Annotated in this window: 24 protein-coding genes; 12 read left to right on the top strand and 12 right to left on the bottom strand. The window is 60.3% G+C overall.

Features of this window, described 5'->3' with window-relative positions:
• The first annotated feature begins 12 nt into the window (after positions 1–12).
• Positions 13–1617 carry a peptide ABC transporter substrate-binding protein gene (locus tag PG900_RS15975; protein WP_270831795.1) on the top strand — a complete coding sequence of 535 codons (1605 nt, stop codon included), beginning with the start codon at positions 13–15 and terminating at the stop codon, positions 1615–1617.
• Positions 1618–1729: 112 nt separating this feature from the next.
• Positions 1730–2041: a hypothetical protein gene (locus PG900_RS15970; protein ID WP_024945836.1), complete on the top strand. Its 312-nt coding sequence runs from the start codon at positions 1730–1732 to the stop codon at positions 2039–2041.
• A 56-nt stretch (positions 2042–2097) separates the two neighbouring features.
• Here PG900_RS15970 and PG900_RS15965 read toward each other — a convergent pair whose 3' ends face one another.
• Genes PG900_RS15965 through PG900_RS15945 form a run of 5 tightly spaced genes read right to left on the bottom strand, consistent with a single transcriptional unit; the run spans position 2098 to position 5011 of the window.
• A complete protein-coding gene (locus PG900_RS15965) occupies positions 2098–2517 on the bottom strand; it encodes a DUF4426 domain-containing protein (protein ID WP_194759815.1) in 420 nt (139 codons plus the stop codon).
• 18 nt (positions 2518–2535) lie between these two features.
• Entirely contained in the window at positions 2536–2835 is a 300-nt protein-coding gene (gene yggU / locus PG900_RS15960) for a DUF167 family protein YggU (protein ID WP_270831794.1), read from the bottom strand.
• Positions 2835–3386: a YggT family protein gene (locus tag PG900_RS15955; protein ID WP_017411214.1), complete on the bottom strand. Its 552-nt coding sequence runs from the start codon at positions 3384–3386 to the stop codon at positions 2835–2837. Before PG900_RS15955 ends, yggU begins: the two co-directional genes overlap by 1 nt.
• A gap of 40 nt (positions 3387–3426) precedes the next feature.
• A complete protein-coding gene (gene proC, locus PG900_RS15950; RefSeq protein WP_268032151.1) occupies positions 3427–4251 on the bottom strand; it encodes a pyrroline-5-carboxylate reductase in 825 nt (274 codons plus the stop codon).
• A 58-nt stretch (positions 4252–4309) separates the two neighbouring features.
• Complete coding sequence (locus PG900_RS15945; RefSeq protein WP_187268865.1) at positions 4310–5011, bottom strand: YggS family pyridoxal phosphate-dependent enzyme; 702 nt, start codon at positions 5009–5011, stop codon at positions 4310–4312.
• Positions 5012–5050: 39 nt separating this feature from the next.
• On the opposite strand from PG900_RS15945, the gene tapT reads away from it, so the two are divergent.
• From tapT to yaaA, 3 genes are read left to right on the top strand one after another with little or no spacing between them, the layout of a single operon-like run.
• Positions 5051–6085: a type IVa pilus ATPase TapT gene (tapT, locus tag PG900_RS15940; RefSeq protein ID WP_011707389.1), complete on the top strand. Its 1035-nt coding sequence runs from the start codon at positions 5051–5053 to the stop codon at positions 6083–6085.
• Positions 6086–6113: 28 nt separating this feature from the next.
• A complete protein-coding gene (tapU, locus tag PG900_RS15935; RefSeq protein ID WP_270831791.1) occupies positions 6114–7223 on the top strand; it encodes a type IVa pilus ATPase TapU in 1110 nt (369 codons plus the stop codon).
• A gap of 31 nt (positions 7224–7254) precedes the next feature.
• On the top strand, positions 7255–8028 hold the full coding sequence (gene yaaA / locus PG900_RS15930; protein ID WP_270797951.1) for a peroxide stress protein YaaA: 774 nt from the start codon (positions 7255–7257) through the stop codon (positions 8026–8028).
• A gap of 176 nt (positions 8029–8204) precedes the next feature.
• Here yaaA and srmB read toward each other — a convergent pair whose 3' ends face one another.
• Entirely contained in the window at positions 8205–9428 is a 1224-nt protein-coding gene (gene srmB / locus PG900_RS15925) for an ATP-dependent RNA helicase SrmB (RefSeq protein ID WP_016351974.1), read from the bottom strand.
• Between the two features lie 128 nt (positions 9429–9556).
• Here srmB and PG900_RS15920 point away from each other — a divergent pair, with 128 nt between their 5' ends.
• The 3 genes from PG900_RS15920 to brnQ (PG900_RS15910) all read left to right on the top strand — a co-directional run bounded on the left by PG900_RS15920 (position 9557) and on the right by brnQ (PG900_RS15910) (position 13437).
• On the top strand, positions 9557–10267 hold the full coding sequence (locus tag PG900_RS15920; protein ID WP_270831789.1) for a tRNA1(Val) (adenine(37)-N6)-methyltransferase: 711 nt from the start codon (positions 9557–9559) through the stop codon (positions 10265–10267).
• Positions 10268–10458: 191 nt separating this feature from the next.
• Complete coding sequence (brnQ, locus tag PG900_RS15915; protein WP_011707394.1) at positions 10459–11766, top strand: branched-chain amino acid transport system II carrier protein; 1308 nt, start codon at positions 10459–10461, stop codon at positions 11764–11766.
• Positions 11767–12159: 393 nt separating this feature from the next.
• Complete coding sequence (brnQ, locus tag PG900_RS15910) at positions 12160–13437, top strand: branched-chain amino acid transport system II carrier protein (protein ID WP_270798046.1); 1278 nt, start codon at positions 12160–12162, stop codon at positions 13435–13437.
• A 70-nt stretch (positions 13438–13507) separates the two neighbouring features.
• Here the strand turns inward: brnQ (PG900_RS15910) and PG900_RS15905 are convergent, their stop codons facing one another.
• The 3 genes from PG900_RS15905 to zur are packed head-to-tail and all read right to left on the bottom strand — an operon-like array spanning position 13508 to position 14652.
• Positions 13508–13738, bottom strand: coding sequence for a hypothetical protein (locus tag PG900_RS15905; protein WP_029302182.1), 231 nt, complete (start codon positions 13736–13738; stop codon positions 13508–13510).
• Positions 13739–13742: 4 nt separating this feature from the next.
• Positions 13743–14204, bottom strand: coding sequence for a chemotaxis protein CheX (locus tag PG900_RS15900; RefSeq protein ID WP_016351979.1), 462 nt, complete (start codon positions 14202–14204; stop codon positions 13743–13745).
• Positions 14194–14652, bottom strand: a complete 459-nt coding sequence (zur, locus tag PG900_RS15895; protein ID WP_011707398.1) for a zinc uptake transcriptional repressor Zur — start codon at positions 14650–14652, stop codon at positions 14194–14196. The genes PG900_RS15900 and zur overlap by 11 nt, the downstream gene beginning before the upstream one ends.
• A gap of 138 nt (positions 14653–14790) precedes the next feature.
• On the opposite strand from zur, the gene dusA reads away from it, so the two are divergent.
• Together dusA and PG900_RS15885 are read left to right on the top strand one after the other, a co-directional pair.
• Positions 14791–15777 (top strand): tRNA dihydrouridine(20/20a) synthase DusA, encoded by a 987-nt coding sequence (dusA, locus tag PG900_RS15890; protein ID WP_043127265.1) that lies wholly within the window; start codon positions 14791–14793, stop codon positions 15775–15777.
• A 2-nt stretch (positions 15778–15779) separates the two neighbouring features.
• On the top strand, positions 15780–15929 hold the full coding sequence (locus PG900_RS15885; protein ID WP_011707400.1) for a hypothetical protein: 150 nt from the start codon (positions 15780–15782) through the stop codon (positions 15927–15929).
• 76 nt (positions 15930–16005) lie between these two features.
• On the opposite strand, the gene PG900_RS15880 is transcribed toward PG900_RS15885, so the two are convergent.
• The 3 genes from PG900_RS15880 to PG900_RS15870 all read right to left on the bottom strand — a co-directional run bounded on the left by PG900_RS15880 (position 16006) and on the right by PG900_RS15870 (position 17049).
• Positions 16006–16431 (bottom strand): hypothetical protein, encoded by a 426-nt coding sequence (locus PG900_RS15880; RefSeq protein ID WP_010636148.1) that lies wholly within the window; start codon positions 16429–16431, stop codon positions 16006–16008.
• Positions 16432–16532: 101 nt separating this feature from the next.
• Positions 16533–16805, bottom strand: a complete 273-nt coding sequence (gene hupA, locus PG900_RS15875) for a nucleoid-associated protein HU-alpha (RefSeq protein ID WP_005305063.1) — start codon at positions 16803–16805, stop codon at positions 16533–16535.
• 58 nt (positions 16806–16863) lie between these two features.
• Positions 16864–17049: a hypothetical protein gene (locus tag PG900_RS15870; RefSeq protein ID WP_130631666.1), complete on the bottom strand. Its 186-nt coding sequence runs from the start codon at positions 17047–17049 to the stop codon at positions 16864–16866.
• A gap of 97 nt (positions 17050–17146) precedes the next feature.
• Here PG900_RS15870 and PG900_RS15865 point away from each other — a divergent pair, with 97 nt between their 5' ends.
• Together PG900_RS15865 and PG900_RS15860 are read left to right on the top strand one after the other, a co-directional pair.
• A complete protein-coding gene (locus tag PG900_RS15865; RefSeq protein WP_011707403.1) occupies positions 17147–17629 on the top strand; it encodes an Rsd/AlgQ family anti-sigma factor in 483 nt (160 codons plus the stop codon).
• Positions 17630–17730: 101 nt separating this feature from the next.
• Positions 17731–18111 carry a PilZ domain-containing protein gene (locus PG900_RS15860; protein WP_011707404.1) on the top strand — a complete coding sequence of 127 codons (381 nt, stop codon included), beginning with the start codon at positions 17731–17733 and terminating at the stop codon, positions 18109–18111.
• The last annotated feature ends 45 nt before the right edge of the window (positions 18112–18156 follow it).

The raw sequence follows: 18156 nt of genomic DNA, 5'->3' as shown, positions 1-18156 counted from the left end.
GAAGGATCAACCATGAAAGGATGGAGTCCCCTGCTGGCCCTGCTGGGCTGTGCCTGTGTCCAGGCTGCCGATGTTCCACCCGGCACCCAGCTCGCCACCGAACAGGCCGTTGTGCGTCATCTGAAAGACGAACCGGCGAGCCTGAGCCCGCTCAAGCTGGTCGGCCTGCCCGAGTTGCAGGTACTGCGGGATCTCTACGAGGGGCTGCTGACCCAGGGACCGGACGGCAAGGTACAGCCCGGGGTGGCCGCCAGTTGGGACAACCAGGGCAACCAGCGCTTCACCTTCCATCTGCGACCGGACGCCCGCTGGTCCAACGGCGATCCCGTGCAGGCCGCCGACTTCGTCTACGGCTGGCGCAAACTGGTCGATCCCAAAGAGGCCGCCACCTTTGCCTGGTTCGCCCAGCTGGCCCGCTTCGACAAGGTGGATGAGATAGTGGCCGGCAAGCTGCCCCCCGCAGAGCTCGGGGTGAAGGCCCTCGATGAGCATACCCTGCAAGTGACCCTCTCCCAGCCGGTGCCCTACTTCCTGAGCCTGCTGACCCACCCCAGCCTGTCGCCGCTGCATCGCGCCAGCATGGAGCAATACGGCAACCAGTGGACCCAGCCCGGCAAGCTGGTCGGCAACGGTGCCTTCGTGCTGAGTCACCGGGTAGTGAACGAGAAGCTGGAGCTGACCCCCAACCCCTACTACTGGGATCGCGCCCATACCGTGCTGACCAAGGTCACCTTCGTACCCATCAACCAGGAGAGCGCGGCCACCAACCGCTACCTGGCCGGCGACCTGCACATTACCGAATCCTTCCCCAAGGAGCAGTATCACAAGCTGATGCAGCAGATCCCGGGCGAGGTCTATACCCCGGATCAGCTCGGCACCTACTACTACGCCTTCAATACCCAGCGTGCTCCCCTCAACGACGTGCGGGTGCGCAAGGCGCTCTCCTACACCATCGATCGGGGCCTCATCGCCAGCAAGATCCTGGGCACCGGAGAAAAACCGGCCTATCACTTCACCCCGGACGTGGTTGCCGGCTTCGAGCCCAAGGCCAACCTGCTCTCCAGCAGCAGTCAGCAGGTGCTGGACGACAAGGCCAGAGCCCTGCTCAAGGAGGCCGGCTACGGCCCGACCAACCCGCTCAAGCTGACCCTGCTCTACAACACGGCCGAGGTACACAAGAAGATGGCGCTGGCCATCGCCAACCTGTGGAAACAGAAGCTGGGGGCCCGGGTCGAGCTCACCAATCAGGAGTGGAAAACCTATCTCGACAGCCGCCAGAGCGGGGAGTTCGAGGTGATCCGCTCTTCCTGGGTGGCCGACTACAACGACCCGTCCGCCTTCCTCGGCCTGTGGGGCTCCCACCACAGCGGCAACATGGCCCGCTTCGCCAACGCCGGCTACGATGCCCTGCTGGCCAAGGCTGCCAACAGCCAGGATCCCCGTGAACGGGCCCGCCTGTTCGATGAGGCCGAAACCATACTGCAGGACGAGGTGCCCATCGCCCCCATCTATCAGTACACCAACGCCCGGCTGATCAAGCCCTGGCTCAAGGGTTATCCCATCAACAATCCGGAAGACGTGGCCTACAGCCGTCAGCTCTACCTCGTCAAACACTGACCCTGTGGGGGCCGGCCATGCCGGCTCCCTCTCTTCCCCTGTTCATGCTCAAGTTTTCGGCATAGAATGCCGCCCTTTCAGACAACCATGCCCCTCAGTCACCGATGTTGTTATGCGCTATTTATTGATGATCGCCCTGCTGGCGGCCCTGCCCGTCCAGGCGGCCAGCGAGGCCCAGTGCCGCCAGGCCTTCACCGAGTGGATGCTGGCCCAGCACAAGCAGTTCAGCGACCGCAAGGCCAGCAAGATGGAGCGGCGCAGCGCGGAGCGGGCCATCGATCAGGTGCGCAGCGAATTCTCGAAGCGGGAGAGCTTCTGTCAGGCCATGGAGTGGGTGGAGCACAACCGGGATCAGGATCCCCGCTTCACCCCGAGGATCGGGGAGATCCACGACTTCACCCCACCAACCGACTCGCCGTCATAAAAAAAGCCCCGAACCTGCGTTCGGGGCTTTTTTACAGGGCATCACCGGCGTCGGCATCAGTCGACGTAGAAGGTCTGCTGGAAGGTCAGCATCTGCTGCTGCCCCTCCCCCATGATCTTCAGGGTGAACTGGTAGGTATCTTCGTTACGATAGGGCAGCACCGCCAGATAGTAGATGGCATCCCCCTCCTTAACCTCCTGGAAGCTCAGGTTGCGGATGGTGCCGGTGAGGTTCTTGGCCTCGCCGCTGATCCCCACCGCCTGGGCGACCCCCTGCTTGTTCTGCACCGCGATGTTGACGATGCCGTTGTAGCGGCTGCGCTCCAGACCATAGGCCTTGGCCACCTCGGGGGTGAGGAAGCTGGAGTTGAAGGCACTGTAGTGCACCTGCCAGGGGCCCAGTTCCTTCATCTGTTCAGCCCGCAGGGGCAAGGTCAGCAGCAGTGCCAGCAGGCAGCTTATCCAGGCTGTTTTCATGGTGTCATCCTTCTCGTGTTAACCCTGATTGTCCAGCAGGGCACTGACCTCGGCGGGGATCTGCTTGGGCGCCTCGATGGCGACCGTCTTGTGCCGCCCCAGCTCCCCCCGCACGATGCGAACCTGCCCCTTGGCCACCTTGAACTGCTTGGCCAGATACTTGATCAAGTGGCTGTTGGCCTGGCCATCCACCGGCGGCGCCGTGATGGCCACTTTCAACTCTTCTCCGTGCAATCCGACGATCTGATCCCGACTCGCCTTGGGCTGGATCATCAGATGCATTATCAGCTCATCCCCTTCCCGCAGGACGGCTGCCATCAAATCATCCACCACAGCTGGCCGAACAGATCGCCCAACAGATAGTTTATGGCCTGCAGCCCGATAAAGGCGACCAGCACGGAGAGATCCAGCCCGCCCAGTGCCGGCAGAATGCGGCGGATGGGGGCCAGGAAGGGCTCGGTCAGCTGGTGCATCACGTACTCGATGGGGTTGCGACCCTGGCTGACCCAGCTCAGGATGGCGCGGATTAGCAGCACCCAGAAGATCATGGAGCCGGCCTTCTTCAGCACGGTGAGCCCGGCAAACAGGCTGAGGGTGAGCCAGTCGGCCAGCAGCACGTTCATGCTCTTGAGCAGTGCCAGCTTGGCGAAGGCGATGATGATGGCCAGCAGCACAGAGGCCATGTCCAGCCCACCAAACCCGGGAATGATCCGGCGCAGCGGCACCACCAGCGGATTGGTCAGCTTGACCACCATCTGGCTCATGGGGTTGTAGAAGTCTGCGCGGGCCCACTGCAGCCAGACGCGCAACAGCACCACCATGAGATAGAGGTCAAAAATCGTGTTAATCAGAAAGTAAGCAGTGTTCATCTGGGCTCCAGGTTGAGACAGAGAGTAAGAGAAATCGGGTTCAGAACAGGGTTTCCATTTCGCCGGCCCGGGCAACGGCCGCCTGCATGGCGTGTGCCGTCAGCGGCATCAGTCCCTGCTGCTGGAAAGTCTTGATCGCCTCGGCGGTAGTGCCGCCCTTGCTGGTCACCTGCTCGCGCAGGGTCTGCAACGACAGCTCGGGATTTTGCTCGACCATGGCCGCCGCACCAAGAGCGGTCTGCTGCACCAGCAGGCGGGCCTGCTCGGGGGAGAAGCCCATGGCCTCGGCCTCTTCGGCGATGGCCTGCATGAACAGGAAGAAATAAGCGGGCGCACTGCCGGCCGCGGCGATGACGCCGTTGATGCCGGACTCCTGCTCCACCCACAGGGTTTTTCCCACCGCCTGCATCATCTGCTCGGCCAGCTCCCGGTCAGCCTGCTCGATGCCGGGCGGGGCGTACAGCCCGGTCATCCCCAGCCCCAGCAGAGAGGGGGTGTTCGGCATGGTGCGGATGATCCGGCCGTGGCCGCCCGCCATCTCGGCCAGCCGCGCCACCTTGATGCCGGCGGCGATGGAGATGAGCAGCTTGCCCTCCAGCGTGCCCAGCTGTGCCACCAGCGCGCTCAGCATGGCGGCCATCAGCTGCGGCTTGACCGCCAGCACGATCACCTCCGCCGCCCGGGCCGCCTCCGCGTTGTCCTGGGTGATGCGGATGCCATAGTCGTTGGCCAGCGCATCCAGCTTGGGCCGACTGGGGTTGGCGGCGATGATCCGGTCGGCCGGATAGCCCGCCTGAACCAGACCGGCAATGATACTGCGGCTCATGTTGCCCGCCCCGATAAAGGCGAGGATTCTATGCTGCATCAAACGCTCCTGTTACCTGAAAAAAGCACTGCCCGATGCATCGCATCCCGGGCCTTGCTCATGAATAGTCGCGGGCACCGAAGATGGCGGTACCGACTCGCACCATGGTGCTGCCGTGGCCGATCGCCAGTTCGAGATCCTCGGTCATCCCCATCGAGAGGGTGTCGACGCCCGGGTATTGTTGCGCAAGCTCGGTGAACAGAGCCTGCATGCGCACCATCTGGGCGGCCAGCACCGCCTCGTCGCTGGTGTGCTCCGGAATCGCCATCAGGCCGCGCAGCCGCAGCCGTTCGCAGCGGGAGACCAGTTCAGCCAGGCGGAAAATCTCTTGCTCCGACGTTCCGGATTTGCTGCTCTCTCCGCTAATATTGATTTGCAGACAGACATTTAGCGGTGCGAGCCCGCTCGGGCGCTGGTTGTTCAGGCGTTCGATCAGCTTCTCTCTGTCCACGCTCTGCACCCAGTCGAAACGCTCGGCCACCAGCTTGGACTTGTTCGATTGCAGCGGGCCGATAAAGTGCCACTCTATGTCTGCACAGACCCCTTGCTCACGCAGGGTATCTATCTTGGTCGCCGCTTCCTGGGCGTAGGATTCACCAAAGCGGCGCTGACCGGCGGCATAGGCCTCGCAAACGGCCTCCAGCGGTTTGGTCTTGCTGACCGCCAGCAGCTGGATGTGATCGCTGCTTCGGCCCGCTCGACTGGCGGCTTGTACAATACGTTCCTTGACCTGAAGCAGGTGCTCGGCAATCTGGTTCATGTTTCGTTAGTGATCTTGTGATGGGAGAATGACAAATCTATGGATATCACAGAGTTATTGGCTTTCAGTGTAAAACATAAAGCCTCGGATCTACACCTCTCGGCCGGGGTTCCCCCGATGATCAGGGTTGATGGCGAGGTTCGCAAGATCAATTTGCCCGCCCTGGAACACCGGGAAGTGCACGCCCTCATCTACGACATCATGAACGACCACCAGCGCAAGGAACTGGAAGAGAACTTCGAGGTGGACTTCTCGTTCGAGGTGCCAAACCTCGCCCGCTTCCGGGTCAACGCCTTCCAGCAGGCACGCGGCTCCGGCGCGGTATTTCGGACCATCCCCAGCACGGTGCTGAGCCTCGAAGATCTGGACGCCCCGGAGATCTTTCGCAAGATTGCCGAATACCCCCGCGGTCTGGTACTGGTGACCGGCCCGACCGGCTCGGGCAAATCCACCACCCTGGCGGCCATGGTCAACTACATCAACGAGAACTTTCATCACCACATCCTCACCATCGAGGATCCCATAGAATTCGTGCACGAGAACAAGCGCTGTCTGGTGAACCAGCGGGAAGTACACCGCGATACCAAGAGCTTCAGCAACGCCCTGCGCTCGGCGCTGCGGGAAGACCCGGACATCATCCTGGTGGGCGAGATGCGTGACCTGGAAACCATTCGTCTGGCCATGACCGCGGCCGAGACCGGCCACCTGGTGTTCGGCACCCTGCACACCTCGTCGGCGGCCAAGACCATCGACCGGATCATCGACGTCTTCCCGGGTGCGGAAAAAGACATGGTGCGCTCCATGCTCTCCGAGTCGCTGCGGGCGGTCATCTCCCAGACCCTGCTCAAGCGCATCGGTGGCGGCCGGGTGGCGGCCCACGAGATCATGATGGGTATTCCCGCCGTGCGTAACCTCATCCGGGAAGACAAGATTGCCCAGCTCTACTCGGTGATCCAGACCGGGATGACCCACGGCATGCAGACCATGGATCAGAGCCTCAAGCAGCTGGTGAGCCGCGGGGTTGTGGCGGCGCTCGATGCCAAGGCCAAGGCGGTCGATCCCAACACCATCTAACCACGACGAATCTAGGGAAGGAGTCGTTATGAATCTGGATGCCCTGCTGACCGAGCTGGTCGCCCGCAAAGGCTCGGATCTGTTCATCACGGTCGGCACGCCACCGACCCTCAAGGTCAACGGCCACTTGCAGTCGCTGACAGAAGCCCCCCTCGACAAGGCAAGGGCGCTGGCGCTGGTCAAGGAGACCCTGAGCCCGGAGCACTTCGAGCGCTACCTGCGCACCAAGGAGGCCAACTACGCCATTCACCGCGAGGAGCTTGGCCGCTTTCGGGTCAGTGCCTTCTGGCAGCAGGAGCTGCCGGGCATGGTGCTGCGCCGTATCGAGACCCGCATTCCCACCTTTGACGAGCTGGCGCTGCCCCCCATCCTGCAGGAGATCGCCCTGGCCAAGCGCGGGCTGGTGCTGTTCGTCGGTGCCACCGGCGCCGGCAAATCCACCACCCAGGCGGCCATGATCGGTTATCGCAACCAACATGTGGACGGCCACATCCTGACGGTGGAAGATCCGGTGGAGTTCGTGCATCAGCACGGCCGCAGCCTGATCACTCAGCGCGAGGTGGGCATAGACACAGCGTCGTTCGACGTGGCGCTGAAGAGTTCGCTGCGCCAGGCGCCAGACGTGATCCTGATCGGCGAAATCCGCAGCCAGGAGACCATGGAGTTTGCCCTGCAGTTTGCCGAGACAGGTCATCTCTGCCTCGCCACTCTGCACGCCAACAATGCCAACCAGGCGCTGGACCGCATCCTGCACCTGGTCCCTCAGGAGAAACACCGCCAGTTCCTGTTCGATCTCTCCTTCAACCTGCGTGCCATCGTGGCCCAGCAACTGCTGCCCAGCCTGGATGGGCGCCGTCGCTGTGCGGCCTTCGAGGTGCTGCTCAACACTCCGCTCATCACCGATATCGTCCGCAAGGGGGAGGTGCACCGGCTCAAGGAGGTGATGACCAAGTCCACCGAGCTCGGCATGCAGACCTTCGATCAGGCGCTGTTCGCCCTGTTCTGTGCCGGCCAAATTGGCTACAGTGAGGCCCTTGCCCATGCCGACTCGGCCAACGACCTGCGACTGCTGATCAAGCTGTCGGGGCGCGAGCAGCTGGGTGCAGGCACTCTCGACAACGTCACCCTGGATGAATGAGGGGCGTGCGTCACCGCTATAAAGGATCGTTATGCTGATTGTGGTTTCCCCGGCCAAGACGCTGGACTACGAGTCGCCGCTGGTGACTTCCCGTTTCACCCAACCCGAGCTGCTGGACCACTCCGCCGAGCTGATCGGCCGGGCCCGCCAGCTGAGCCCGGACCAGATCGCCAGCCTGATGAAGATCAGCGACAAGCTGGCCGGCCTCAACGCCGCCCGCTTTGCCGACTGGCAACCCGACTTCAGCCCGGCCAACGCCCGCCAGGCGCTGCTGGCCTTCAAGGGGGATGTCTACACGGGGCTGGCGGTGGAGGATTTCAGCGAGGCTGATCTCGACTTCGCCCAGGCACACCTGCGCATGCTCTCCGGCCTCTACGGGGTACTGCGCCCGCTCGATCTGATGATGCCCTACCGGCTGGAGATGGGGATTCGCCTCGACAATGCGCGTGGCAAGGATCTCTACCAGTTCTGGGGCGACATCATCACCGCCCAGCTGAACAAGGCACTGGCTGCTCAGGGAGACGAGGTGTTGATCAACCTGGCTTCCGACGAGTACTTCAAGTCGGTACGTCCCAAGGCCCTGCAGGGGCGCATCATCACGCCGGTGTTCAAGGACGAGAAGAACGGCCAGTTCAAGATCATCAGCTTCTACGCCAAGAAGGCGCGCGGCATGATGGCCCGCCACATCATCAAGCACCGGCTCACCAAGGTGGAGCAGCTGACCGGGTTCAACGCCGATGGCTACTACTTCGTACCGGAAGAGTCCGATGCCAATACCCTGATGTTCAAACGCGCTGAAAATTAATTACAACCCGAGGGAACCAAATTCAGGATCCCCAAGTCTGAATAGGTGAATCCTCTGTTGTAAGCACTTTTTATTGGCCGACGTTTATACGTCGGCTTTTTTCTTTTCTGGCCCCCGCCGAGTGGGCAGCAGATAGCACAACGGCCATCCGGGGATGGCCGTTGTGGCGGGCAGGCTTACTTCTTTTTCTTCTTGGCCGACTTCTTCTTGTCGTCCTTCGGCTTTTTCTTCTTCACCGGTACACGCGCTTCCTTGTGCTTGGGGCGCAGTTCGTCGATCACCCGACGCTTGAGACGCTCTTCGGTGTAGCGCTCGATCTTGGCGACCATCGCCATGTCGTGGGCTTCCACCAGGCTGATGGCGCAACCACGGTTGCCGGCACGGCCGGTGCGGCCGATCCGGTGGACGTAGACATCGGCACCGTAAGGCATGTCGTAGTTGATGACATGGCTGACGTTGGGCAGGTCGATGCCGCGGGCGGCCACGTCGGTGGCGATGAGGAAGGGCACTTCCCCTTCATGGAACTTGCGGATCGACTCGATGCGCTTGCTCTGCTCCATCTCGCCGCGGATCCAGGCGCAGGAGACGCCAGCCGCCTGCAGCTGACCGGACAGCTCCGCCAGCCGCTCACGGGTCTTGACGAAGATGATGGCTTTCTGGGTCTCGGGATCTTTGAGGATATGCACCAGCAGGGCCAGCTTGTGAGCGGCATCGTCGGCCAGGTGCACCCACTGGGTGATGGGGCGACGTTCGCTGCGGGGCGGCTCGGCGTGCAGCTCCACCGGCTCCTTCAGGATATCGTTGGCGAACTTCTCAAGACCGGCCCCTTCCAGGGTGGCGGAGAACAGCATGGTGTGCTTGCGGTAGCGCGCCTCTTCCACGATGCGGTTCACATCCTTGATGAAGCCCATGTCCAGCATGCGGTCCGCTTCGTCCAGCACCAGCACCTCGATGTCGTGGCTCTCGAACTCCTCTTTCTCGATGTACTCGAGCAGACGGCCCGGGGTGGCCACCACGATGTCGGTGGTTTTGGTCAGGGCCGGCAGTTGCTCTTCATGGCTGACGCCGCCGATGATGGTCTCGATGCTGAGGTTGGTGTGAGCCGCCAGCGCCTTGGCGTGGGCGGTGACCTGCAGCGCCAGCTCGCGGGTCGGGGTCAGCACCAGCATGCGGCACGGGCCCGGCTTGCGGCGCGGGAAGTCCAGCAGATGCTGCAGGGCTGGCAGCAGGAAGGCGGCGGTCTTACCGGTACCGGTCGGGGCGGATGCCAGAATATCGCGGCCGTCCAGGGCTGGCTCCAGCACCATCTGCTGAATGGTGGTGGGGCGGGTGAAACCCATCTCGGCCAAGGCCCGGTTGAGGGCTGGATTCAGGTCGAAATCATCAAAGGACTGGCTCATGGCAATACTCGGTCATTAAGGAAACGGCAGATTATAGGCGATTATGTCGTCGGCTCCTATGGCGACTGTGGCTTAGTCGCTATAATCGCCGACCATTTTCTGCGGCGCTGGCACAGGACGGGAGTCGGATGGGACGAAACAGCGGTTTTACCTTCAAGCAATTTCGCGTCGATCACGATCGCTGCGCCATGAAAGTCGGCACCGATGGCATCCTGCTCGGCGCCTGGGCACCTGTCACCAATGTCCGCCGGGTGCTCGACATTGGCAGCGGCAGCGGCCTCATCGCCCTGATGCTGGCCCAGCGCAGCCCTGCCGACTGCCGCATCGATGCGGTAGAGCTGGATAGCAATGCAGCCCGGCAGGCTCGCGAGAATGCGGCAGCCTCCCCCTGGCATGGGCGGGTCACCGTCATCGAGAGTGCCATTCAAACCTATCAGGCCGCCCCTTACGATCTCATCGTCTCCAACCCACCCTACTTCGTGGCGGGCCAGTCATTTCGCGATCCGGCCAGGGCACTGGCACGTCATACCGGCGGCCTCGACAGCCGGGATCTGCTGACCGCCTGTGACCGACTATTGGCCCCCAACGGCGAGGTTGCGCTGGTCGTGCCAACGGCCATGGCCGATGAAATTTTATGCATCTCGGCGGATTATGATCTGCACGCCGTTTGTTATACAGCTGTTATCACCAGAGCCGGAAAAGAGGCAAATCGTGTTTTATTGCGACTTGGTAGAGGATTAAACAAGTGTGAGCAGGGTGAAATTGTGATCCATTCTGCTGATGGAACCTATTCCGACAGATACATCCAACTGACCAGCCCCTTCTATTTGAAGATGTAAATTTCGTCTTGAACTATTTTTTCACGCCATTATGCTGACTCCTAAACGAGCGCCCGCTCAAGACCAGCTCAAACCACTGGTTGCGATGAAAAAACAAGCGGGGCTCCTTTTTTTTACCCCTGAACAATATCGGTCACTGACCAATAAAAAACTATAACAAGCAATAGTTTACAAGACAGACGAGGTTGAACTTGACGAAATCACTCACATTGTCCGACGTGCTCGGATTGGGCTTCATGACCTTCGCCTTCTATCTGGGCGCCGGCAACATCATCTTCCCGCCGCTGGCTGGTTACATGGCAGGTGAGCACCTCTCTCTCGCCATGCTGGGTTTCCTGGTCACTGCCGTCGGTCTGCCCCTCATCACCATCATCGCTGTCGCCAAGGCAGGCAACGGCTGGGCCGGCATGACCAAGCTGCTGCCGGCCGGCGTCGCCACCGCACTGGCCGTCGCCATCTACATTATCATCGGTCCGGCCTTCGCCGCCCCCCGTACCGGGCTGGTGGCCTATGAAATGGGCCTCAAGCCTTTCATCGGTGACATGGGCCAGGCCGGTCTGGCTGCCTACACGGTGCTGTTCTTCGGCGTGGCCATCCTGGTCTCCATGAATCAGGGCAAGCTGATGGATGCCATCGGCAAATACCTGACCCCGGTGCTGATGCTGTTGCTGTTGACCCTGGCCATCGGCGTGTTCGTCGCCCCGCAAGGTGACATGCCGGCCTCTTCCGGTGACTATCAGAACGGCCCCTTCGTGAAAGGGATCCTGGAAGGCTACAACACCATGGACACCCTGGCGTCCCTGATGTTCGGTGCCCTGATCGTCGACCTGCTGCGCCAGAAAGGCATTCATGACTACCAGAGCCAGTTCAAGTACCTGGCCATTGCCGGCATCATCTCTGCCATCGGTCTGTCCGTGGTGTACGTCTCCCTGTTCCAGCTGGGCAACACCGCAGCCGGTGTCGCCACCGACATCAGCAACGGCGGCGCCATCGTCAACGCCTACGTGTTGAGCCTGTTTGGTCAGCCGGGTCAGTTCATCCTGGCCGCCATCATCACCCTGGCCTGTTTCACCACCGCCGTGGGCCTGATCTCCGCCTGCTCCGACTTCTTCCACAACCTCACCGGCATGAGCTACAAGAAGCTGGTGGTGTTGCTGGGGGTCATCTGCGCCGTGGTCGCCAACGTGGGCCTGAGCCAGCTCATCAGCCTCTCTATCCCGGTGCTGGTCGCCATCTACCCGGTTGCCGTGGCTCTGGTGCTGGTCACCTTCCTGAAGGGTTACTTCGGTCGTCCGCGCCTGGTGTTCCGCGCCGTACTGATGGTCGCCTTCCTGTTTGGCTGCCTGGACGGTCTGGGCGCCGCCGGCATGAAGATGGATGCATTTGCCTTCCTGCCGCTGTTCGACAAGGGCCTGGCCTGGCTGCTGCCGACGCTGTTGGCCTGTGGCCTCGGCATGGCGGTACGCTCCGGCGAGAAACTGGCTGCCGAAGCCGCCTGATTTCACTCCCGCCCATCTCAAAGAGCCTGCCTTGCGCAGGCTCTTTTGTTTGTCTGCCAACAGCCTTTTACCACCCGTTACCCCTTTCCTGCGGCCAGCCCCCTGCCGCCATACCGAGCTCTTTCACTGCTGCCAACCGCTGGCTAATCGGTGATTTATTCTGGCCAATTAAATTGTTTCAAGATATTAATGTGTGATTGAGATCAAATTTCTCTTCTTTATGCTCAGAAGAGTGCTCCTTTATCGATGTGCTCATCGTGGAGGAGAGGGAAGCATTGTTATCCGGTTATCTGCCAGGCAGTGGGTGCAATCAACAAGAACAAGCTGATAAGGCAGATGAGGTCAGGTTTGACGAAATCACTGAAGTTGTCCGACGTATTCGGACTGGGTTTTATGACGTTTGCTTTCTATCTCGGGGCAGGCAACATCATTTTTCCGCCGCTCGCCGGCTTTATGGCCGGTGAGCATCTAATGCCAGCCATGGTCGGCTTTCTGCTGACGGCGGTGGGTCTCCCTCTGCTGACGCTGGTCGCCGTTGCCAGAGGCAGCGCCGGACAAGGCAGCAGCGGCTGGACGGCGATGACCCGCTATCTGCCGACCTGGGCGGCCACGGCGCTGGCCATCGCCATCTACATCATCATGGGGCCGGCCTTTGCCACCCCCCGCACCGGGCTGGTGGCTTATGAAATGGGGCTCAAGCCCTGGCTCGGCGAAGCTGGCCAACACGGGCTGCTGCTCTACAGCCTGCTCTTCTTCGCGCTGGTGATCCTGGTATCGCTGGATCGGGGCAGGCTGCTCGATGCGGTGGGAAAATACATGACGCCTGTCTTGATGGTAATGTTGCTGATCCTGGCGGTCGGGGTCTTGGTTGACCCGCAAGGCACCCTACCTGAGGCCAGCGGCGACTACACGGATACGCCGCTCATCAAGGGGATGCTGGAGGGGTACAACACCATGGATACCCTCGGCTCGCTGATGTTCGGTGCCCTCATCATCGGTCTGCTGCAACGCAGGGGCATCGAGGACTACCCGAGCCAGTTCAAGTACCTGACCATCGCGGGCCTCATCTCGGCGGTTGGCCTCTCGGCGGTCTACATCTCCCTGTTCTATCTGGGCAACAGCGCGGCGGGCGTGGTCACCAACGTCGACAATGGCGGCGCCATCGTCAACGCCTATGTGTTGAGCCTGTTCGGCCACTACGGTCAGTTGATCCTGGCCGCCATCATCACCCTGGCCTGCTTCACCAGCGCGGTCGGCCTGCTCTGCGCCAGCGCCGACTACTTCCACGGTCTGGCCGGCTGGACATACCGCAAGTGGGTACTGCTGATGGGAGGAGTCTCCATCCTGGTGGCCAACGTCGGGCTGAGCCAGCTCATCAGCCTCTCCATCCCGGTGCTGGTCGCCATCTACCCGGTCGCCATCGCACTGGTGCTGGTGACCTTTGTACAGGGTTATTTTGGCCGGCCACGGCTGGCGTTTCGCGCCGTGCTGTTGGTGGCGTTTCTGTTCGGCTGCCTGGACGGGCTGGGAGCGGCCGGCGTGCAGATGGATGCGTTCGCCTTCCTGCCGCTGTTCGACAAGGGGCTGGCCTGGTTGCTGCCCACCCTGCTGACCTGCGGCTTCGGCATGCTGCTGCGCCCCCGCGAAGATCTGGCCGCCGAAGCGGCCTGATCAACCGGGCGACCAACGACAAGAGGCCAGCATCAGCTGGCCTCTTGCATTGCATCTGTCACCCTGGCTGCTACAGCAGCGGATCTACCGGCTTGGGTCTGCCTGCCAGACCATACCAATGGGTCTCCACCCGCCCGGCATGCCACTCAAAGGTGCCCCAGGGCTGGTCTGCCTGCCAGCGCGGAAAGTTCACCACCACCCGGTTGTCTTCGTACTTGTAGAGCGAGGTGGTGATCTGGAGATCAGACAGGATGAGCAGCAGGGCCCACCCGATGAAGAACCATTTCAGCGCTTTCCACATAGGGTTACTCGAAACAGATCTCGATGGTGGCACGACCATAATCTGATTCGAACGGCATCATGATCTTGGTGCCGTCGGCACGATGGGTGATGGTGTGATTGGGGCCGGAGACGATGATGGGGGTCGCCATGTCAAACTCATACCCCTTCTCCCCCAGCATGCGCTTGGCACCGCCGGTCACCATGTTGGTGATCTCGCCCACCATGTCGGTCACTTCTTCATTGATGGTAGCCGGTGCCTCGCCCAGCATCCGGCGCATGATCTCCAGCGCCAACCCCTTCTCGAAGCTGATGGAGAGCGAGCCACGGGTCTGCGGACCGACCATGCCGATGAGACCAGAGACATCGCCGCGCGCCAGCTCGTCCATCTTGCGTTTGGGTTTGCCCGGCTTGAGCTCGAGCTGTGCCATGGTGGAGAGCACATTGAGCAGGGAGAGCAGGAACGGGTTTACAAAATCAGCCTTCATGTTGACTTCCTACGGTGGGCGTACAGCGAGCACATTGGCCATGTGCCTCTATTGTCTTATTGGTAATAGTAAAGCCATGCAAGTGGGCTTGCTCGGAAAACGCGCCATCGATCGCCGAGTCATGCAACTCGACCACCTCGCCACACCGATCGCAGATGAGCAGTTGCATCGGGTGGGCATGATCGAAGTGACAGCAGAAAATGAAGGCGTTGAGCGACTCCACCTTGTGGGCAAAGCCCTGTTCGAGCAGAAAATCCAATGCCCGATAAACGGTCGGCGGCTTGGCATGGGCCTCGGTCTGCTGCAACTGGGCCAACAGATCATAGGCGCTGATGGCATTGCCGTGGGCAGCCAGCAGCCTGAATACCTGACGTCGGGTAGGGGTGAAGCGGATCCCGCGTTGTTCGCAGAGTCGTTCGGCTCGTTGTAAAAGTTGGTCTTGATTCATGATCACGCAATTACCCTTTTTATTAGCCGGATACTATCACAGGGCCCCCTTTGACGCGGTGACAAAATTCATTTTCTGGGGCTGCCTCACGTTGTGGTAAAATCCGCCCCCTTTGTTTAGCCAACCCGGATGATTTTTATGCAGGCGCAGCGTTTTTCCATCGCCCCCATGCTGGACTGGACCGATCGGCATTGCCGTTATTTCCATCGTCTGATGACTCGCCAGACCTTGCTTTATACCGAGATGGTGACCACCGGCGCCATCATCCACGGCAAGGGGGATTATCTGGGTTACAGCGAGCAGGAGCACCCCATCTCCCTGCAGCTGGGAGGCAGCAATCCGGCCGATCTGGCGCGCTGCGCCAAGCTGGCCGAGGAGCGCGGCTATGACGAGGTGAACATCAACGTCGGCTGTCCCTCCGATCGGGTGCAAAACGGCCGCTTTGGTGCCTGCCTGATGGGTGAACCCGCACTGGTGGCTGACTGCGTCAAGGCCATGCGCGATGTGGTCGATATTCCGGTGACGGTGAAAACCCGTATCGGCATCGACGATCAGGACTCCTACGAATTTCTGCAGGCCTTTATCGAACAGGTACGCGATGCCGGTTGCGACACCTTCATCGTCCATGCCCGCAAGGCGTGGCTGAGCGGCCTGAGCCCCAAGGAAAACCGCGAGATCCCGCCGCTCGATTATCCCCGTGTCTATCGGGTCAAACAGGATTACCCGGATCTCACCATCGCCATCAACGGCGGCGTTACCTCCATGGAGCAGACCCTCGAACATCTGCAACACCTGGATGGCGTCATGATGGGGCGCGAAGCCTATCAGAACCCCTACATTCTGGCGCAGGTGGATAACCTGGTGTTCGGCCAGAACCACGCCGTGCCGAGCCGCCACGAGGTGGTGCGGATGATGCTGCCCTATATCGAGCAGGAGCTGGCCAAGGGCAACTATCTCTCCCACATGACCCGCCACATGCTGGGGCTGTTCCAGAACATGCAGGGGGCTCGCGCCTGGCGCCGCCATCTGAGTGAAAACGCCTGCAAGCCGGGAGCGGATATCCAGGTAGTGCTGGATGCCATGGCCAAGGTGCCGGAATTCGCCACCACGGAGGCGGCGGAGTAACCATGTACCGTTTCACCGGCTCCTGGCTGCACAAGGCCATCGTCCGGCTCTGCGCCGGCCTGCTCGCCATCCTGGGCATCAAACTCAGCGCCTTCTACTTCCTTGGCTTGCTCATCGTGCTGGGGCTGCATCGGGATCAGCTGCTCGGCTGAGTTCACCCCGCATCGACCAATAAAAAAACCGGCAACACCCAGTGTTGCCGGTTTTTTTATTGTCTCTTCAGCCTCGCTAATCGCCTTTGTCCACGAACTGCAGCTCGGGCGCTCTGGACGTCAACACATCGGCGCAATAATCCCAGGTCGAGATGCGGTAGTGCTGCAGATCCTCGTCCAGATGCAGACCATCCGACTCCTGATGGAACCAGCTGGCAAACCGGGACGGGGTGATGAGCTGGATCTGCTCCTCGATGGCATGGCTATCCTTGCCCTCCGCCAGATCGCAATCCTCCATCACCCGCACCGCAAAGATGTGCCGGAAATAGACCCGACAGAGGATCTGCGGCGGCAGATCGATGCTGCGAGCCCTGCCCAGCATGATCGTGAGGGAGTCGCTCCAGATATCCTGATGAAGTTCGGCCACAACCAGGCCCGGGGGGAGTTGGCGGGACGGAGCCCAAGGTACGGCAACCTGCCGAATGGCATTTTTCTGTTCCATCATCCACCTCACTACGGCGCACGCCATATCTTGAGTGTATCTGAAACAATTTCCGCTGACGATGGCAATAAAAAACCCGGCTGGCGCCGGGTTTTTGGGGATTACTTGACGGCGTCTTTGAGCGCCTTGCCTGCCACAAAGGACGGCACATTCGCGGCTGCAATCTGGATCTCTTTACCAGTTTGCGGATTGCGACCGGTACGGCCAGCACGATGGTTCACCTTGAAGGTGCCAAAACCCACCAACTGCACAGCATCACCTTCTTTCAGGCTCTGGGTAATACCATTGATGATCTCTTCCAGAGCGACTTTGGCCTGAGCTTTGCTCAGATCTGCTTTGGCTGCAATTGCATCGACAAGTTGAGCTTTGTTCATAACATTTCCTTTATGATCGGGCATTTAGCACCGGGCCACTCTATTCAAAAAAAAACACTCAGGCAAAGGCTTTATCAGCCGGATTGGCTTGAATGCTGGGGTTTTCATCAAGATCTGCGGAAATAGTCACATATCTCGCCCCTTCGTGATCGTAATTGACGGGAAGAGGAGAGCAAATGATGGTGCCTTGTAACCAAAACGCCACCCGGTGTAACAATATCCCCATGCCCCTATTGACGGTCAACTGGATTTTCCCTAGTTATAGGAGGGTGTCGTCAGTCAATAAAAAGGCCGGAGGCCCGTCACTATAGCACTCCATGCCTATGCCCCACGGAGGGACTATGTTAACTGAACTGGAACAAACCAAACGCGCATTGGCAGGAAAGCACAGAGCTATCGACGACTGGCTGGATGCCAGGCAGGCATTGCTGGTCGAATACATGCGGCTTGCCGGACTGACCCCCGCCCGCACCAAACAGCGTTCGCTGCCCGGCCATGTGGAACTGCAAGGCTTCTGTGAACGCCTGGTCGACTACGTCAGCGCCGGACACTTCGAGATCTACAACCACGTGGTGACCGCCTTCGAACAGGCCAGCGGCGACAAGCTGGAACTGGCGAAACGCATCTATCCCCACATCCGGGCCTGCACCGAGTTCGCGCTGGAGTTCAACGACAAATACAGCAATGCCGATGAGGCTCAGCTGCTGTTGCTGGATGAGGATCTGAACCAGCTGGGCCCCGTGCTGGAAGATCGTTTCAAACAGGAAGATCGGCTGATCAAGGCACTGCAGGTCGTGGAGTCACTCAGCGCCCAGCAGGTTTGATATCCAATTTCGGAGCCAGTTCAAGATCCTGATGTGCAAGGTGCATTACACTCTATGTCATGACCTTTAGCTCCAATTCCTATTGCTGACAGGAGATGAGAATGTCCGAGCGTCGCCGTTTTTCACGGATCCTCTACTTGACCATGGCCGACCTCGTCCAGGGAGATAAGAAATGGCGGACCCAGCTGGTGGATATCTCCCTGCAGGGTGCCCTGTTGATCCGGCCCGATGACTGGGAAAGCCACGACAACAAAGAGTATTCACTCAGCTTCGTACTGAGCGGCAGCGACATCGAGATCAAGATGCAGGTCATGCTGACCCATGAAGCCAGCAAGAAGCTGGGATTCTACTGCCATCATATCGACATCGACAGCGCCACCCACCTCAAGCGGATGATCGAGCTCAACGTCGGCGATGAAGACTTGCTGCACCGGGAGCTGGAACAGTTGTTGAGCGAGCACCTCGAACACCCTCACCCCTGAGCGGCATACCCGATGTAAAAAGGAGCGCCGTTGCGCTCCTTTTTA

The sequence above is a fragment of the Aeromonas sp. QDB03 genome (assembly GCF_027707985.1).
Lineage (GTDB): Bacteria > Pseudomonadota > Gammaproteobacteria > Enterobacterales > Aeromonadaceae > Aeromonas > Aeromonas hydrophila.
This window is presented reverse-complemented; position numbering and strand designations above follow the sequence as displayed.

What these genes read in the sequence shown, in the direction of transcription:
- PG900_RS15975 (WP_270831795.1), top strand. Translation starts at nt 13, where the DNA reads ATGAAAGGATGGAGTCCCCTGCTGGCCCTGCTGGGCTGTGCCTGTGTC.
- PG900_RS15970 (WP_024945836.1), top strand. Translation starts at nt 1,730, where the DNA reads ATGCGCTATTTATTGATGATCGCCCTGCTGGCGGCCCTGCCCGTCCAG.
- PG900_RS15965 (WP_194759815.1), bottom strand. Translation starts at nt 2,517, where the DNA reads ATGAAAACAGCCTGGATAAGCTGCCTGCTGGCACTGCTGCTGACCTTG.
- yggU (WP_270831794.1), bottom strand. Translation starts at nt 2,835, where the DNA reads ATGGCAGCCGTCCTGCGGGAAGGGGATGAGCTGATAATGCATCTGATG.
- PG900_RS15955 (WP_017411214.1), bottom strand. Translation starts at nt 3,386, where the DNA reads ATGAACACTGCTTACTTTCTGATTAACACGATTTTTGACCTCTATCTC.
- proC (WP_268032151.1), bottom strand. Translation starts at nt 4,251, where the DNA reads ATGCAGCATAGAATCCTCGCCTTTATCGGGGCGGGCAACATGAGCCGC.
- PG900_RS15945 (WP_187268865.1), bottom strand. Translation starts at nt 5,011, where the DNA reads ATGAACCAGATTGCCGAGCACCTGCTTCAGGTCAAGGAACGTATTGTA.
- tapT (WP_011707389.1), top strand. Translation starts at nt 5,051, where the DNA reads ATGGATATCACAGAGTTATTGGCTTTCAGTGTAAAACATAAAGCCTCG.
- tapU (WP_270831791.1), top strand. Translation starts at nt 6,114, where the DNA reads ATGAATCTGGATGCCCTGCTGACCGAGCTGGTCGCCCGCAAAGGCTCG.
- yaaA (WP_270797951.1), top strand. Translation starts at nt 7,255, where the DNA reads ATGCTGATTGTGGTTTCCCCGGCCAAGACGCTGGACTACGAGTCGCCG.
- srmB (WP_016351974.1), bottom strand. Translation starts at nt 9,428, where the DNA reads ATGAGCCAGTCCTTTGATGATTTCGACCTGAATCCAGCCCTCAACCGG.
- PG900_RS15920 (WP_270831789.1), top strand. Translation starts at nt 9,557, where the DNA reads ATGGGACGAAACAGCGGTTTTACCTTCAAGCAATTTCGCGTCGATCAC.
- brnQ (WP_270798046.1), top strand. Translation starts at nt 12,160, where the DNA reads ATGACGTTTGCTTTCTATCTCGGGGCAGGCAACATCATTTTTCCGCCG.
- PG900_RS15905 (WP_029302182.1), bottom strand. Translation starts at nt 13,738, where the DNA reads ATGTGGAAAGCGCTGAAATGGTTCTTCATCGGGTGGGCCCTGCTGCTC.
- PG900_RS15900 (WP_016351979.1), bottom strand. Translation starts at nt 14,204, where the DNA reads ATGAAGGCTGATTTTGTAAACCCGTTCCTGCTCTCCCTGCTCAATGTG.
- zur (WP_011707398.1), bottom strand. Translation starts at nt 14,652, where the DNA reads ATGAATCAAGACCAACTTTTACAACGAGCCGAACGACTCTGCGAACAA.
- dusA (WP_043127265.1), top strand. Translation starts at nt 14,791, where the DNA reads ATGCAGGCGCAGCGTTTTTCCATCGCCCCCATGCTGGACTGGACCGAT.
- PG900_RS15885 (WP_011707400.1), top strand. Translation starts at nt 15,780, where the DNA reads ATGTACCGTTTCACCGGCTCCTGGCTGCACAAGGCCATCGTCCGGCTC.
- PG900_RS15880 (WP_010636148.1), bottom strand. Translation starts at nt 16,431, where the DNA reads ATGGAACAGAAAAATGCCATTCGGCAGGTTGCCGTACCTTGGGCTCCG.
- hupA (WP_005305063.1), bottom strand. Translation starts at nt 16,805, where the DNA reads ATGAACAAAGCTCAACTTGTCGATGCAATTGCAGCCAAAGCAGATCTG.
- PG900_RS15865 (WP_011707403.1), top strand. Translation starts at nt 17,147, where the DNA reads ATGTTAACTGAACTGGAACAAACCAAACGCGCATTGGCAGGAAAGCAC.
- PG900_RS15860 (WP_011707404.1), top strand. Translation starts at nt 17,731, where the DNA reads ATGTCCGAGCGTCGCCGTTTTTCACGGATCCTCTACTTGACCATGGCC.